General features: G+C 41.5%; 13 protein-coding genes. 2 read left to right on the top strand and 11 right to left on the bottom strand.

Annotated features, from left to right (window positions below):
• Positions 1-18 precede the first annotated feature (18 nt).
• The 7 genes from lacD to MK396_RS08255 all read right to left on the bottom strand — a co-directional run bounded on the left by lacD (position 19) and on the right by MK396_RS08255 (position 6,822).
• A complete protein-coding gene (gene lacD, locus MK396_RS08285) occupies positions 19-1,014 on the bottom strand; it encodes a tagatose-bisphosphate aldolase (protein ID WP_004245774.1) in 996 nt (331 codons plus the stop codon).
• A gap of 10 nt (positions 1,015-1,024) precedes the next feature.
• Positions 1,025-2,191 carry an SIS domain-containing protein gene (locus MK396_RS08280; RefSeq protein ID WP_268724266.1) on the bottom strand — a complete coding sequence of 389 codons (1,167 nt, stop codon included), beginning with the start codon at positions 2,189-2,191 and terminating at the stop codon, positions 1,025-1,027.
• A gap of 222 nt (positions 2,192-2,413) precedes the next feature.
• The gene (locus MK396_RS08275; RefSeq protein WP_125840635.1) at positions 2,414-2,818 is read right to left on the bottom strand and encodes a PTS sugar transporter subunit IIA; all 405 of its coding nucleotides are present in this window, start codon (positions 2,816-2,818) and stop codon (positions 2,414-2,416) included.
• A gap of 3 nt (positions 2,819-2,821) precedes the next feature.
• Positions 2,822-3,643 (bottom strand): PTS system mannose/fructose/sorbose family transporter subunit IID, encoded by an 822-nt coding sequence (locus MK396_RS08270; RefSeq protein ID WP_000185284.1) that lies wholly within the window; start codon positions 3,641-3,643, stop codon positions 2,822-2,824.
• Positions 3,630-4,535 carry a PTS mannose/fructose/sorbose/N-acetylgalactosamine transporter subunit IIC gene (locus MK396_RS08265; protein ID WP_000616992.1) on the bottom strand — a complete coding sequence of 302 codons (906 nt, stop codon included), beginning with the start codon at positions 4,533-4,535 and terminating at the stop codon, positions 3,630-3,632. Before MK396_RS08265 ends, MK396_RS08270 begins: the two co-directional genes overlap by 14 nt.
• A 26-nt stretch (positions 4,536-4,561) precedes the next feature.
• Complete coding sequence (locus MK396_RS08260) at positions 4,562-5,038, bottom strand: PTS sugar transporter subunit IIB (protein ID WP_000156968.1); 477 nt, start codon at positions 5,036-5,038, stop codon at positions 4,562-4,564.
• A complete protein-coding gene (locus tag MK396_RS08255; protein WP_268724265.1) occupies positions 5,035-6,822 on the bottom strand; it encodes a glycoside hydrolase family 35 protein in 1,788 nt (595 codons plus the stop codon). The genes MK396_RS08260 and MK396_RS08255 overlap by 4 nt, the downstream gene beginning before the upstream one ends.
• Before the next feature lie 279 nt (positions 6,823-7,101).
• Here MK396_RS08255 and MK396_RS08250 point away from each other — a divergent pair, with 279 nt between their 5' ends.
• Both MK396_RS08250 and strH read left to right on the top strand, forming a co-directional pair.
• Positions 7,102-7,860: a GntR family transcriptional regulator gene (locus tag MK396_RS08250; RefSeq protein ID WP_162278992.1), complete on the top strand. Its 759-nt coding sequence runs from the start codon at positions 7,102-7,104 to the stop codon at positions 7,858-7,860.
• 294 nt (positions 7,861-8,154) lie between these two features.
• Complete coding sequence (gene strH / locus MK396_RS08245; RefSeq protein WP_268724264.1) at positions 8,155-12,186, top strand: LPXTG-anchored beta-N-acetylhexosaminidase StrH; 4,032 nt, start codon at positions 8,155-8,157, stop codon at positions 12,184-12,186.
• Positions 12,187-12,243: 57 nt separating this feature from the next.
• Here the strand turns inward: strH and purB are convergent, their stop codons facing one another.
• From purB to MK396_RS08225, 4 genes are all read right to left on the bottom strand, one after another.
• Positions 12,244-13,542 carry an adenylosuccinate lyase gene (gene purB / locus MK396_RS08240; RefSeq protein ID WP_268724263.1) on the bottom strand — a complete coding sequence of 433 codons (1,299 nt, stop codon included), beginning with the start codon at positions 13,540-13,542 and terminating at the stop codon, positions 12,244-12,246.
• Positions 13,543-13,754: 212 nt separating this feature from the next.
• Positions 13,755-14,366, bottom strand: a complete 612-nt coding sequence (locus MK396_RS08235; RefSeq protein ID WP_268724262.1) for a DUF6037 family protein — start codon at positions 14,364-14,366, stop codon at positions 13,755-13,757.
• An 81-nt stretch (positions 14,367-14,447) separates the two neighbouring features.
• Complete coding sequence (locus tag MK396_RS08230) at positions 14,448-14,591, bottom strand: hypothetical protein (RefSeq protein ID WP_162838153.1); 144 nt, start codon at positions 14,589-14,591, stop codon at positions 14,448-14,450.
• Positions 14,584-15,621 carry a hypothetical protein gene (locus tag MK396_RS08225; RefSeq protein WP_268724261.1) on the bottom strand — a complete coding sequence of 346 codons (1,038 nt, stop codon included), beginning with the start codon at positions 15,619-15,621 and terminating at the stop codon, positions 14,584-14,586. Before MK396_RS08225 ends, MK396_RS08230 begins: the two co-directional genes overlap by 8 nt.
• Positions 15,622-15,633: the final 12 nt, after the last annotated feature.

The raw sequence follows: 15,633 nt of genomic DNA, 5'->3' as shown, positions 1-15,633 counted from the left end.
GATTCCTCTATACCTGTTTTATGCTTCCACACGTTCAGTCCATGAAGTCGCTGTTGTTTGAAGAACTTTGTTGAGTTCATCAATGTTCTCAAATCCAGTTGTGCGAAGCCATTCACGAGCTGCTGCCTCACCGTCTTTGATGTAGGCTTCAACTGATCCTGCCCAGGTTGCACGGCCACAAAGAACGCCGTTGAAGTTTGCGCCTGATTCGTGGGCAAAGACAAGGGTTTCTTGGAAGAGTTTGGCTGACACTCCCGCACTCAAGTAGATATATGGCAAATTAGTTGCTTCATCTTGTGCTTTGAAAAAAGCTGCTGCTTCTTCGCGTGTATGCACGATTTCACCATCACCAAAGCCTTCAACATATTTAACATTGACTGGAACTTCCACTTTCAAGACATCGATGTTGAAGCGTGGATCTGAGAAGACCTTCATAGCACCAATAACCTTGTGTGGTTTCACTTTTGCGTATTCTGCAGAACCTGCATCAGCGATTTTTTCATCGTAAGCGAGGATTTCAAGGAAGAATGGGATATCTTCAGCCACACATTCAGAACCAATGCGTTCGATGTAGGCTTGTTTTTGTTGGTTGAGTTCGTCAGAACTGTCTACATCGTAGTAAAGCAAGAATTTGACTGCATCCGCACCTTGTTCTTTGATGCGTTTTGCAGACCAAACATCCAAGCAGTCAGGCAAGCGTTTAGTGCTAGTTGTGTCGTAGCCAGTTTTTTCATAAGCAAGGAGAAGGCCGGCGTTGGCATCAAGCGCTTTTGTAGCTGGAAGTCCATACTCTGGGTCTAGAAGCATAGAAGAAGCGTATTTTGTCAATTCATCTGCAACCAAGACCTTGAGTTCTTCCATTTGAGCTACTGTTGGCTCTTCTGTTTGGTATTGAGCCATGAGGCGTTTCAAAGCACCACGTTGGTCAAAGGCAAGGGCTGAGATAATGCCGTTCTCGTCAGAGAGTTTTTGCAGGCAGGCTACTTTATTGGGACTTAATTGTAATTTACTCATAGATACTTCCTTATTTTTGATAGTCATGAATGATCACACCTTGTACCACACGGTTTACGGTACCAGTAGGAGACGGCGTATCTGGTTTATTTTTTACCTTGAGTGAAGTCAATAGGGCAAAGAGTTGGGCATAAACGATGTAAGGGAAGACACGGTAAATATCGTTCAAGACACCGCCACAACCAAGGGCTACTTCTTTGACATTTTCAAGACCAAAGGCTTGATCACTTAAGAGCACAACACGACGAGCAATGTGATCACCAGCAACTTCACGAACCAAGTCCAAGTCGTACTTGCGAGTGTAGTCTGTCGTTGTGCCAAAGATCAAAACAACTGTATCTTCATTGATAAGAGATTTTGGACCGTGACGGAAGCCAACTGGGCTTTCATACATGGTCGCCACTTGACCAGCAGTCAATTCCAAAATCTTCAACTGAGCTTCATGCGCAAGTCCAAAGAAAGGACCAGCGCCTAGGTAGATAACACGGTTAAAGTCGAGGTCAACCAGCTCCTTAACATCTGCTGCATTGTCTAGAACTTTACGCGCAAGGCTCGTCACAACTTCAAAACGTTCAGCTTTCACAGCAAATTCTGTAGGATCAAAAACCAAGAGAGCTGTTAGCATCATGGACGTAAAGCTAGAAGTCATGGCAAATCCAGCGTCATTGGAAGCAGTTGGTTGCAAGAGCAAAAGATTGCGCTCATCGCCATGGGCTTGAAGAGCCAATTTCCCGTCCGCTGCACAAGTAATGGTCACTTGATAGAGGTCATCAACTAAGGCTTTAGCCAAGTCAACAGTTGCCACACTTTCAGGTGAATTTCCACTACGAGCAAAGGAAACAAGGACAGTCGCAACATCTTTTTTCAGATAAGTTTCTGGATTGGCAACAATATCAGTTGTCGCAATGGCATTGAAATTCCATTTGCGTTCGTCATAGACTTCCTTAAAGTAAGGCACCAAGGTATCTCCCACATAAGCAGAAGTACCAGCACCCGTCAAGATGACCTTGATATAGTCATGCTTATCAGCGATTTCTTTCAGAAAGGCTGCAATTTCTTCCCGTTTCGCTTGATAGGCTTCAAAAGCCTCTTTCCATACATCAGGCTGTTGGTAGATCTCACGAGTCGTGATTTCTGCACCCAGTTCAAGTAATTCTTCTTTTGTGTAATTTAGCATAGAGTTCCTCTAATCTATTGTTGTTTCATTCCTATTGAAAATATGGGAATGGATTGACTCCCATTCCCATGTATATTCTATACAAGCTGTTCTAACGGTTTTCACGTTGTCACATCGTATACTCAATGAAAATCAAAGAGCAAACTAGGAAGCTAGCCGCAGGCTGTACTTGAGTACGGCAAGGCGACGCTGACGCGGTTTGAATTTGATTTTCGAAGAGTCTTATTCATCTTCGTCATCATCGAAGCCCACTAACAGGTCATTGACTTTTACAATGCTTTCTGCAGCACGGCTCTTATAATCCGCATCTGCACCTGTAAGGCTCGCATTGATAAATTCAATCACCATCGGAAGATTCATCCCTGCGTAGAGTTCAATGTCGCGACCTTCCATAATCAAGCGGCTCACCACGTTACATGGCGTACCACCGAGAAGATCCGCAAAGACTAGGAAATCATCCAATCCTTCGATAGCAGCTTCAAATTTTGCAGTAAATTCTTCTGGGCCATCTTCTGGAAGAAGAGCCACCGCATGAATGTTGTCCTGTGGACCCATGATCATTTCTGTGCTACCTTTAAGTTCTTCACAGAAACGACCATGACTCACCAAAATTAATGATTTAGCCATAAATTATGCGCCCATTCCAAGCAAGAATTTACCGATGAATGAAAGACCTACTGCAAGAACGATAATGATACCGATCGCTTTAGTAGAGTTCATACCTTTCTTACCAAGCAACCAGAAGATAAAGGCAGTAAAGATTGCTGGAAGCAAGCGTGGGAAGATTGAGTTCAAGATGTCTTGGAAGTCAATCATCTTTTCACCGATTGGCAATTTGTAAGAAATGTCAAAGTTAATCATTGTTGCTACAAGAGCACCCATCATGAAGACACCAAGTACAGATGCAGCGTCAATCAAAGCTGTCAAAGTACTTTGCATGTTGTTGATAAGGTTAACCCCTTCTTTGTAGGCAAATTCCAATTGTTTCCAACGGAAGATGTCATAAGCAACTGCAACTGCGATCCAAAGGAAGATACCCCATGGTTGACCAGCGATAGCCATAGTTGCTGCGATAGAACCCATGATAGCAGGTACAAGTGAACCAAAGATAGTATCTCCAAGAGGAGCAAATGGTCCCATCAAACCTGTCTTGATACCGTTAACGGCATCTTTTGAACCTACACCATCTTTTTCTTCCATGGCAAGGTCAAAACCAGCGATAATAGTGTGGAAGAATGGTGAAGTATTGAAGAATTGAGTATGAACTTTCATCATTTCTTTCAATTCAGGAGTTCCATCCCCATACATTTTACGCAATTGAGGCAAGATCATGTAAAGGTAACCAGAAGCTTGCATACGTTCGTAGTTCCAACCTAATTGGAAAGTAAACAAGCTACGTTTGTTGATTTGATTAAAATCTTCTTTTGTAAGTTTGTAATTAGAATTCGTCATCTTCGATTTCCCCACTTTCTGATGGTGTAGAAGGTGCTGCTACAGCTACTTTTTGGCTGTTCTTAAAGTGAACAACTGCAAGGAAGATACCTACGATAGAAACACCGATCATAGACAAACCTTTGAAGTTGTTAGCAAAGCCAATCTTTTCAGCAACATCAGCAGGAAGAGTACCAAGGATACCCGCAACAGCTCCACCAAGACCTGTTACATATGAGTAAAGAACAGTCAACATAGCTGTCAAACCAAATCCCATTGCAAGGTAGTGAAGGTTACGTTTAACTGGAAGGTAACGAAGCAAGATTGCAAATCCAAGACCTGGAAGCATACGACCTGCAAGTGTCAAACCATCTGCAATCCATTGATATTCTTTAACAAGGTCTACTACTGATTGTACAAAAGCACCACCAAAAGCAAGAGCGAAGAATACTGGAAGGGCACGAGAAAGAGCCCAAGGCACTGCACCAAGTAGGTAGTTGCGTTCGATACCTTTGTAGTCAAAGCGTTCGATCGCAGCATCAATACGGTGTGCAAAGAAAGTAGTTGTCATACGTCCAAGAACGTCGAAGTATGTCAAAAGTGCTGCTACTGGTACAGCGATTGTTGTGATCGCAAGATCTGTATCAATACCTTGAGAGATAGAGAATGCTGTTGCAAGAACCGCACCAGAAGTTGCGTCGATACGAGAAGCACCACCGAAGGTACCAACCCCGAGAACGAACAACTGCAAGCTACCACCGATAAACAAACCAGTTGTCACATCTCCCATGATCAAACCAGTAATAAAACCAGCGAATACAGGAGAACCTGCAGATGAAACGATTGTCAACTCATCACAGATTTGATAAGCTGAGTACAAAGTGAGAAGTAAAATTTGCCACCATTGTATCATAACAATGACCTCCTAAAAATTTTTTCCTATTTTAACAAGCTCAAAAAGTCTGAAACTGGATCATTTGGAACCATTTGAGCAGTGAGTTTCACACCTTTTTCTGCTAGTTTGTGGAAATCTTCCACATCCTTGTCTACCACGTTGATAGAACGTGTGATAGAGCGAGTTTCTGGTGTTTGAGACATATTGCCGACGTTGAGTGTTTCAAGCGGAACACCTGCTTCGACCAAACCAAGGAAACGGTCTGGTTTACGTGCAACGATAAAGAGACGTTGGCTATCGTATTTACCAGCAAGGATATTTGCTGCTGCTTTCTCAACTGGCAAGATACTGAGTTTCACACCTGGTGGTGTCGCAAGTTTCAAACCACTCTTTTCAATATCGTTGTTAACAACTTCGTCGTCTACAACCATAATGCGTGAAACATTTAGTTTTCCAGCCCAAAGATTGGCTACTTGACCGTGGATCAAACGTCCATCGATACGGCATCCTACAATTGTCATAAGTTTTCCCCCTTTATGTGTTTTAGTGTAGGTTTACGAGTTAAGTGAATCTCTTCTTTATATTCGCCATCAGTTTCAAAGATGATGATGCGATTAGCACCTTCCTTGAGATAGCTATGAGGGATATAAAGTGAGAGGGTCGGGCCGACGTTCCAGAAACGCCCTAGGTGACGCCCATTGACAAAGGCAACTCCCTTACCAAACTCAGACAAGTCTAAGTAGGTATCCTTCGGTTCTTCAACAGTAAGGTCGAAAGCGTAAAAGGCTGGTTGTCCTTCTATCCATCCTTTTGAAAAATCAATTTTCTCAGGATTATCCAGCGGCAGTGGATATTGTTTCCAATTCAGTAAGAAATGTAGATCTTTGCAGACACCTGTACGAATTCCTTTATGTTGTGTATCTGCTAAGAACTTGTGTCCATAGTTAACACGCCCCATATTTTCGATCAGGATATCAATCTCTGAACAGCCTTCTCGGTTGCCCTGACAGTAGATATCTTCACCAATCTCTGTCTGGTATTGAGTGGCAATCCATTGACCATCTACATAGAGTTGAGCTCGGTCACGTCCATCGATGATACGGAGACGTTCCTCTTCTGCATCCCAACTTGCTTCGGTACGATAAAGAAGGTAACCATAACTTTGACCAAGTTCTTCCATCGCTTTTGGATAGAGGCTTTCAGTTGGACTTGCCAGACTATCCAGGGTTTCAAACAGGGAAACTTTTTCGGCCAATGGAATGGACCCTATCTCCATGCTTTCCTTGTAAAGTGGTTCCAATTGTGGATACTCTGGGAAGTGTGTTGCCATCATCTTCTTGACTGCTAGGTATTTAGCAGTTGGATTTCCTTCTTCATCGAGAAGGGCATCATAATCGTAAGATGTAACTTGTGGCAAATCTAGAGTTCCTCGAGCCGAGCAACCATTCATGAAACCAAAGTTTGTTCCGCCATGGAACATATAAAGGTTGATGGAGCCTTGCTCTAACACCTCTCGAACAGCTTCTGCCAACTCTTTTGGATCACGCGTGATGATGGGTTCTTTCCAACGGTTGAACCAACCATCCCAAAATTCCATACACATGAGGGGCCATTTTTTGCCATACTCATCAAAGAATTCCTGCATCTGTGAAAAGTTGTACGGAGCTTTAGAACCGAAGTTTCCTGTCACAAAGAGGTCGTCTTCGATCAAGGTTCCGGCTTTCAGAGTAGCCCTCCATGGGCCATCTGAAGTAAAGAGTGGGCAATCAATCCCTCGGTCTTCCATCAATTTCCGAATTGCTCGTAGATAAGACTTATCTTCTCCATAAGAGCCATATTCATTTTCGACTTGCATCATGAGAATGTTTCCACCATTATCCAACAAGCGAGGCACAAGCCTTGGCAATAATTGGTCATAATAGCGAGCAACCGCCTCGATGTAGGCCGGGTCGGACGAGCGGATTCGCATGTCCTTGGTCAAGAGCCAAGCCGGCAAGCCACCAAATTCCCATTCCGCACAGATAAATGGAGACGGGCGTACAATGGCATAGAGACCTAAATCTTGAGCTATTTGAAGAAACCTCTCCAAATTTCTGGCACCTTCAAAATCAAATTCCCCTTCAACGGGTTCATGTAAATTCCAAGCCACATAGGTCTCGACCGTATTAAAGCCAAGCGCCTTTAAGTTATAGAGAGAATGATACCAATCCTCTGCTGGAATCCTAAAATAATGAATGGCGCCAGACAAAATCTTGAACGGCTTCCCATCTAAATAGAAATCGTCCTCAATTTTAAATCTTGTCATGTTACCACCTCTGACGAATTAAGTTTGCGCTTTCATTTATTATAATATTAAATATAATCAAATCTTTTGCATTTGTCAATAGGTTTTAGAAAATTCTTTAAAATTTTTCTATTTTTTTACTTACCATTTACCAAAATTATCTAAAAATAGCATGAAAGCGATATTTTAATGTATGATAATTCACAAGGTTATAAAATGGAATTTTTTACATGTAACATAACATTTTTAGTCTATTATTTTAATTTTTTTTACCTAAATACTACTATTTTGTCTGTATTTATGGTAAAATCAAGACTGGAGAAAGAGAATCGAGGTGAAATTATGGCTATTCCAAAATACCAATATATTAAAGATGAATTAAAAAACAAAATCATCTCTGGTCAATTTGCAAGTGGAGATAAATTTTATACAGAAGCAGAATTGATCGCGATGTATGATGTTAGTTCAATCACTGTTGTGCGTGCTTTGAATGACCTTGCAAAAGACGGCTATATTGTCCGCCAACAAGGGAAAGGAACTTTCGTTTCACGTGCCCGCAAGCACAAACTCGTTGAATTTTCAGATGTCGAAATCTTTGAAACAAAAGACGATAAAGTTACTGTCCTTTCTATCGAGCGCGGAAACAAGCTTGAATACCTAGAGAAACTTGGATTACGCGGAGATCAGTTCTACTACAAAATTGAACGTACCCGTCAAACAAATGGTGTAACTTACATCTACCACACATCTTATATTCCTGAACAATACATCAATGCCAACTATCCAAATCTTGACTATTATAGTTCTATCTATAAACGTTTCAAATTGGATTACCGCATTCACATGAATGATGAACATTTTGAGGAAATCAATGAAATCGCATTTCCAACACCAGAGCACGTTGCTTCTGTACTTGGAATCGATACGCAATTTCCAACTGTCTTCCAAACCAAGACTACTAAACTTGAGGCTACTGGCCAAGTCCTCGCCTATAGTGAAACGTATAAGCGAGCAGACTACTACAAAATTAAATTCCTCTCATGTAATCGAGGTCATTAAGAGAAAGCTTGAGCCTAGCTCAGGCTTTTTCTATACCTATTATAGCATGAGGCCGAGGCTATGGAAATGCTCTGAAAGGTTCTTATTTAATTAGTAGCGTTTTTACTAAAAACAAGTTAAATATCGGCTTTCTCTTTCTCATTTCTAGAAATAATTTTCTTCTAAATCTTATGATTTCCTCTATTTATTATAGTTCTTATATAAACCCACTTGACATTTTACTCCTTAGATAATAAAATAAAATCGGTTTTATGTAAACGCTATCATATATGATAATAACAAGGAGGTTTTGTCATGAAACTAGAAAAGAAACAGCGCTTCTCCATCCGTAAATACGCGGTTGGGGCAGCTTCTGTACTTATAGGATTTGCTTTTAGCGCACAAGTCGTATCTGCTGACGGGATTACTCCAGCTCCAACAGCTGAAGAAACTGTTCAAACTATTCAGGAGAATCCTCAAGCAGTCAAAGAAGCTGTAGACTCCAAGGTTCCAGAAAAACTGGAAGAAAAGGCTGATGATCCTGTAAAAGAGGAAGTCAAAGAAGACCAGGAGGCTCCTCGAACAGTTGCTCCAAAAACGGAAGAAACAACTGCACCAGTTGTGACAGAAAATGCTGCTCCATCTCCTACTGCCGAGAAAGAAAGTTCTGCCCCAGCTGAAACTCCTGCTGAAAGTACTCCTTCAGAAAAGAAAAATGAAGCCGTCACACCTGCAGTAGCCACTCCTAGCACAGAACGAGCAGCTCAGGTAAATGAAAAACTGGCAAAACGAAAAATGATCTCAATCGACGCTGGACGCAAGTACTTCTCGCCTGAGCAGCTCAAAGAAATCATCGATAAGGCCAAACACTACGGCTATACTGATCTTCATTTACTAGTTGGAAACGATGGCATGCGTTTCATGCTGGATGACATGACGATCAAAGCCAATGGCAAAACCTATGCAAGTGACGATGTCAAACGTGCACTTGAAAACGGAACCGATGCCTACTACAAGGATCCAAACGGCAACCATTTGACAGAGAGTCAGATGACAGACTTGATTAACTACGCTAAAAACAAAGGCATTGGTCTCATCCCAACTGTAAACAGCCCTGGTCACATGGATGCGATTTTGCATGCAATGAAAGAACTAGGCATCCAAAAACCGAACTTCAACTACTTTGGTAAGGAATCTGCTCGTACCGTTGACCTTGATAACAAGGAGGCTCTTGCATTTACCAAAGCTCTGATCGACAAGTATGCTGCTTACTTCGCTGGAAAAACTGATATTTTCAATATCGGACTAGACGAATATGCCAACGACGCTACAGATGCCAAAGGTTGGAGCGTTCTTCAAGCCTACAAGTGGTATCCCGAAGATGGCTTCCCAGATAAGGGTTATGACAAATTTATCGCTTATGCTAATGACCTTGCTCGCATCGTTAAATCTCACGGTCTCAAACCAATGGCCTTCAACGATGGAATCTACTACAATAGCGATACAAGCTTTGGTACTTTTGACAAAGATATCATCGTTTCTATGTGGACTGGTGGATGGGGCGGATACGACGTCGCTTCTTCTAAACTTCTAGTGGAAAAAGGCCACCAAATCCTTAATACCAATGATGCTTGGTACTACGTCCTCGGACGAAATGCCGATGGTCAAGGCTGGTACAACCTGGACCAAGGTCTCAATGGGATTAAGAACACTCCAATCACTTCTGTTCCAAAATCTGAAGGAGCAGATATTCCGTTCATCGGTGGTATGGTAGCTGCTTGGGCGGATACCCCATCTGCACGCTATTCACCATCTCGCCTCTTCAAACTCATGCGTAGCTTCGCAAATGCCAATGCTGAGTACTTTGCTGCCGACTATGAGTCTGCTGAACAAGCTCTGAAAGAAGTACCAACAGACCTTAACCGCTATACTGCAGAAAGTGTTGCAGCTGTAAAAGAAGCTGAAAAAGCCATTCGCTCACTCGATAGCAACCTCAGCCGTGCCCAACAAGACACTATTGATCAAGCAATCGCAAAACTCCAAGAAGCTGTAAGCAACTTGACCTTCACACCAGAAGCTCAAAAAGAAGAAGACGCGAAACGCGAAGTTGAAAAGCTTGCCAAAAACAAGGTAATTTCTATCGATGCTGGACGTAAGTACTTCACGCTTGACCAACTCAAACGCATCGTAGACAAGGCAAGCGAACTCGGCTACTCTGATGTGCATCTCCTCCTTGGAAATGATGGACTTCGCTTCCTCCTTGATGACATGACCATCACAGCTAACGGAAAAACTTATGCAAGTGACGATGTCAAAAAGGCCATCATCGAAGGAACAAAAGCTTACTACGATGATCCAAACGGAACCACTCTTAGCCAAGCTGAAATCACTGAATTGATCGAGTACGCAAAATCAAAAGGTATCGGACTCATCCCAGCGATCAACAGCCCAGGTCACATGGATGCCATGCTTGTCGCTATGGAAAAATTAGGTATCGCAAACCCTCAAGCTAATTTTGATAAAGTCTCCAAAACAACCATGGACCTTGAAAACGAAGAAGCAATGAACTTTGTCAAAGCCCTCATCGGCAAGTACATGGACTTCTTTGCAGGCAAAACTAAGATCTTCAACTACGGTACAGACGAATATGCCAATGATGCTACCAACGCCCAAGGCTGGTACTACCTCAAATGGTATGGACTCTATGGCAAGTTTGCTGAGTACTCTAACACCCTTGCTGCTATGGCTAAAGAAAGAGGCCTTCAACCAATGGCCTTCAACGATGGTTTCTACTACGAGGACAAGGATGATGTTGAGTTTGATAAGGATGTCATCATCTCTTACTGGTCTAAAGGATGGTGGGGCTACAACCTTGCATCTCCTCAGTACCTTGCAAGTAAAGGCTATAAATTCCTTAATACTAACGGAGACTGGTACTACATTCTCGGTCAAAAACCTGAAGATGGTGGCGGTTTCCTCAAAAAGGCAATTGAAAACACTAAAAAAACACCATTTAACCAGCTTGCATCTACCAAATATCCTGAGGTAGACCTTCCAACAGTTGGAAGCATGCTTGCCATCTGGGCAGATAGACCAAGCGCTGAGTACAAGGAAGAAGAAATTTTTGAACTCATGACTGCCTTTGCAGACAATAACAAAGACTACTTCCGCGCTAACTACAATGCCCTCCGTGAGGAGCTTGCTCAAATCCCTGCAAACTTGGATGGATACAGCAAGGAAAGCTTGGACGCCTTAAATACAGCTAAAGAAGCCCTCAACTACAACCTCAACCGTAATAAACAAGCCGAGTTAGACGCTCTTGTAGCCAAGCTCAAAGCAGCCCGCCTAGGCCTCAAACCAGCAGCAACCCACTCAGGAAGCCTCGATGAAAACGAACTAGCTGCCAATGTTGAAACCAAACCAGAACTCATCACAAGAGCAGAAAAGATTCCTTTTGAGGTTATCAAAAAAGAAAATCCGAACCTCCCAGCTAAGCAAGAAAAGATTGTCACACCCGGTGTAGATGGTGAACGCACTCATTACATCTCTGTCCTTACTGAAAATGGTAAACAAACAGAAACCGTTCTAGATAGCCAAGTAACCAAAGAACCTGTGACCCAAGTGGTTGAAATCGGTGCCCCTATTACTCACAAAGGGGATGAAAGTGGTCTTGCTCCAGCTGCCGAAGCGAAACCAAGACTAGATATCCAAGAAGAAGAGATTCCGTTCACTACCGTGACACGTGAAAATCCACTCTTACTCAAAGGAAAGACTCAAGTCGTTACTAAAGGTGCTAACGGTCGTCGCAGTCATTACTACTCTGTGAGCACTAGTGCTGACGGTAAGGATGTGAAAACTCTTGTAGATAGTCTTGTGACCCAAGAAGCAGTGACACAAGTTATTGAAGTCGGAACCCTTGTTACCCATGTAGGGGATGAACACGGTCTTGCCCCAGTCGCAGAGGAAAAACCTAGACTGGACATCCAAGAGGAAGAGATTCCATTCACTACCGTAACACGTGAAAATCCGCAATTGCCAAAAGGACAAAGTCAAGTCGTCGTTACTGGTGTAAATGGTCGTCGTACGATTTTCTACTCTGTCAGCACTACTGCTGATGGCAAGGAAGAAAGAACCCTTGTCAATAGTGCGGTATCGCAGGAAGCGGTCGCTCAGGTGGTCGAAGCCGGAACTGCCGTTGAGAAAGCTGAGCAAGCTGAACCAACTACTAGCAAAGCAGAAGAAAAACAACTTCCTGCAACAGGAAGTCAAGACTCTGCAGGCTTGGTCGCAGCAGGACTCATGGCCACACTAGCAGCTTACGGCCTCACTAAGAGAAAAGAAGATTAACCCCCTTAGACAAGCATATAAAAAAGCGAGATTGAATCTCGCTTTTTATTGTTAGGATTAGTCACCCAGTCCGATACGTTCAAAGATATCGTCCACTCGTTTAGTGTAGTATGCAGGGTTGAAGATTTCGTCGATTTCATCTTGAGTCAGGCGAGAAGTCACCTCTGGATCTGCTTCCAGAAGCGGTTTGAAATCTACTTGGTTGTCCCAGGAGTAGGCTGTTTTTGGCTGCACCAAGTCATAGGCTTGTTCACGCGTCATGCCTTTTTCGATCAAGGTCAACATAGCACGTTGGCTAAAGATAAGACCAAACGTAGAGTTCATGTTGCGGATCATATTTTCTGGGAAGACCGTCAAGTTCTTGACGATATTTCTGAAACGGTTGAGCATGTAGTCAATCAAAATGGTTGTATCTGGTGTGATGATACGTTCAGCTGATGAGTGGGAAATATCACGTTCGTGCCAGAGAGCGACGTTCTCATAGGCTGTCACCATATGACCACGGATAACACGCGCCAAACCTGTCATGTTCTCAGAACCGATAGGGTTGCGTTTGTGAGGCATTGCTGAAGAACCTTTTTGACCTTTGGCAAAGAACTCTTCCACTTCGCGCTGCTCAGATTTTTGAAGACCACGAATCTCAGTCGCCATACGCTCGATGGAAGTCGCGATGCTGGCAAGAACTGCAAAGTACTCAGCATGAAGGTCACGAGGAAGCACCTGTGTTGAGATTTCTTGGGCACGGATACCCAGCTTGTCGCAGACGTATTGCTCTACAAATGGTGGGATGTTGGCAAAGTTCCCAACCGCACCTGAAATCTTACCAGCTTCCACTCCAGCAGCTGCATGCTCGAAACGCTCGATGTTACGCTTCATTTCACTGTACCAAGTCGCTAATTTAAGACCAAAAGTTGTCGGCTCAGCGTGCACACCGTGGGTACGCCCCATCATGATGGTGAACTTGTGTTCCTTGGCCTTGTCAGCGATGATGTTAGTGAAGTTTTCAAGGTCACGACGGATGATGTCGTTAGCCTGTTTGTAAAGGTAGCCATAGGCAGTATCCACCACGTCGGTAGAAGTCAAGCCATAGTGAACCCACTTGCGCTCCTCACCAAGCGTCTCAGAAACTGCACGCGTGAAAGCTACCACATCGTGGCGCGTCTCCTGCTCAATCTCCAAAATACGGTCGATGTCAAAGTCCGCCTTCTCACGAATCAAAGCCACATCTTCCTTAGGGATTTCCCCCAACTCAGCCCATGCCTCGTCAGTCAAGATTTCCACCTCAAGCCAAGCACGGTATTTATTTTCTTCACTCCAAATGTTCGCCATCTCAGGGCGACTATATCTTTCAATCATGTAATTTTATTTTCCTTTCTTTTAATGTTTCACTTAAGTGGTGGGTCGGACATCTGCAACTTCCTTCGAGATCTCATGACTAAATCTTGAACCTAAAGTCGCAAGATAACTTTCTAAATGTTGAATGATTAGGTAATATAGTTAGTTTCAAAAATATAATTGTTATTCACTATTATATTTATTACAAAACACCAGCCAATACAAAACCATGTCTATCTAGTATCACTAAATTTTCTTAAAATTTCAGAATCATTATTTTCTTTATTGATATCATCACTATAACAGAAACTGATACTAGTGTCATTTTCAAAATATCTAAACAAATCTGGTCGCAACAATTTGGTTTTATCTGAATTAAACTCACTTCGTTGTCCCCCATTTGAATTTCTTTTTACGCCATAACAATAAATTTTATTTGGATTCTCTGCATCACTCCGACTTAGAGAATTTACTAAGGCGGCTTGTTCAGCACCTGTTCTTTGTTCAGGAACCTTTTTGGGTATTGACTCACCTAATTGATTTGTGAATTGTTTTAGTATATTACCTAAATTATCACCGTACTCAATTCCAAAAAATTCTCTTAAAGTTCTAGCTTCTACAATCAATCTTTGGCTGTTTGCCTCGACTTGTAACTCATGGTATAAGTTATCAGCTTCTATAAAATGTAGCTTCACTAATGCGTACTCTTCAATCCTTTGCTCCCTACCAACAAATCGTTTTACAAGGACTATATACTCCACTCTTTTATAGACAAAGATAAAACTACAGATAGTCCATTTCTTTGCTACCATATCATTTTTTAAGTATTTGAGATTTTCTAACATGATGAGATTATTCTCCTACCTTTCAATTCAATTTAAAACGTAGCCTTTTCCCAAAATTTAATTCTATGTATGACAGTAAATCTATTTATTTTTTCTGCCGTCAATAAATGTAACTACTGAAACAACTGTGGCAATCACTGTCATAATTTTTCCTGCATGGTTCTTTACAAATTTAACAGGCTTATTCATGCTTTTTCCAATCTTGTGTATTTGCTTTCTATCCATCTTTTACTCCCTTTAATAATTCCTGACCTGAAAATTCAATTGTAATAATATCATCATCTGACAATTCAGTTGCTCCAATTTTTCCAATAAAATCATTCAGCTCGATACACCATTTTAACCGCCCTTGCTCCTCTGCACTTATTTCCTGTAATTCTACCAGTTTTGATATATACTCATGGTTATTTTCAATCAAATTCTTAACAGGCGTATAAACAGTGTCAATCAAGCCATTGTTACTTGTCACTGTGTATATTTTAGCTAGTAAATCACTTGCCTTTACAATATATGAAAATTGGTCATTTAATTCTGCAAAGCTATTTGAAACATCCTCATTAAATTTATCATCAATAGTTGATTTTAGAAATAAAAATAAATTAGTTTTTGGTATGGATAAATTTTTAGCCACAACTTCTTCAAATTCTTTTATAATAGATGCTCGTCCTTCATTTAATTGATTAATTGCATTCAATAACAGATACTCTTTTTGAGGATTTTCATCACTCATTAATAATGCTTGCTCTATTGTACTTTCTGCCCCCAATATTTTGGACCGCCTATCATCTTTTTGACCTTGTTTAATATCTAAAGAAATCTGTTTTACTTCTGACAGCAATAACTCCAGTTCACTTACTTTTTGAGCTTCAACCAACCGATTTACATTTGACACAACATTTTGTAAAGCTTCTGGATTGTCTAATACAATTTTTTCAAGTCTAGCCATTGAAACAATATTATTATTAGTCCCTTTTGATACAAAATTTGGCAATAAAGACTTCATATCTACCGTTTTTTGAAAATCAATATCTCCCCTATTGAATTTATCTAGCTGTTCTTGAGTAAATTTAACAACATATATTTCTTTAGGATCAATATTCTGTTTTACTTCATTATAGGAGTTAACGATGGTAGTAAAGTAATTTCCAACTTTTTCAAACATCTTACTTTTATTTTGAAAAAGTCTAATATCAAGTTGACTACTATTTTTCTCTTCTTCAATGAGTTTATCGTTCTTTAAAGCTAACTCTCCCATTTTGTATCTCCT

It is taken from the genome of Streptococcus oralis (assembly GCF_026782235.1).
GTDB classification, from domain to species: domain Bacteria; phylum Bacillota; class Bacilli; order Lactobacillales; family Streptococcaceae; genus Streptococcus; species Streptococcus oralis_CC.
This window is presented reverse-complemented; position numbering and strand designations above follow the sequence as displayed.

What these genes read in the sequence shown, in the direction of transcription:
- lacD (WP_004245774.1), bottom strand. Translation starts at nt 1,014, where the DNA reads ATGAGTAAATTACAATTAAGTCCCAATAAAGTAGCCTGCCTGCAAAAA.
- MK396_RS08280 (WP_268724266.1), bottom strand. Translation starts at nt 2,191, where the DNA reads ATGCTAAATTACACAAAAGAAGAATTACTTGAACTGGGTGCAGAAATC.
- MK396_RS08275 (WP_125840635.1), bottom strand. Translation starts at nt 2,818, where the DNA reads ATGGCTAAATCATTAATTTTGGTGAGTCATGGTCGTTTCTGTGAAGAA.
- MK396_RS08270 (WP_000185284.1), bottom strand. Translation starts at nt 3,643, where the DNA reads ATGACGAATTCTAATTACAAACTTACAAAAGAAGATTTTAATCAAATC.
- MK396_RS08265 (WP_000616992.1), bottom strand. Translation starts at nt 4,535, where the DNA reads ATGATACAATGGTGGCAAATTTTACTTCTCACTTTGTACTCAGCTTAT.
- MK396_RS08260 (WP_000156968.1), bottom strand. Translation starts at nt 5,038, where the DNA reads ATGACAATTGTAGGATGCCGTATCGATGGACGTTTGATCCACGGTCAA.
- MK396_RS08255 (WP_268724265.1), bottom strand. Translation starts at nt 6,822, where the DNA reads ATGACAAGATTTAAAATTGAGGACGATTTCTATTTAGATGGGAAGCCG.
- MK396_RS08250 (WP_162278992.1), top strand. Translation starts at nt 7,102, where the DNA reads ATGGTAAAATCAAGACTGGAGAAAGAGAATCGAGGTGAAATTATGGCT.
- strH (WP_268724264.1), top strand. Translation starts at nt 8,155, where the DNA reads ATGAAACTAGAAAAGAAACAGCGCTTCTCCATCCGTAAATACGCGGTT.
- purB (WP_268724263.1), bottom strand. Translation starts at nt 13,542, where the DNA reads ATGATTGAAAGATATAGTCGCCCTGAGATGGCGAACATTTGGAGTGAA.
- MK396_RS08235 (WP_268724262.1), bottom strand. Translation starts at nt 14,366, where the DNA reads ATGTTAGAAAATCTCAAATACTTAAAAAATGATATGGTAGCAAAGAAA.
- MK396_RS08230 (WP_162838153.1), bottom strand. Translation starts at nt 14,591, where the DNA reads ATGGATAGAAAGCAAATACACAAGATTGGAAAAAGCATGAATAAGCCT.
- MK396_RS08225 (WP_268724261.1), bottom strand. Translation starts at nt 15,621, where the DNA reads ATGGGAGAGTTAGCTTTAAAGAACGATAAACTCATTGAAGAAGAGAAA.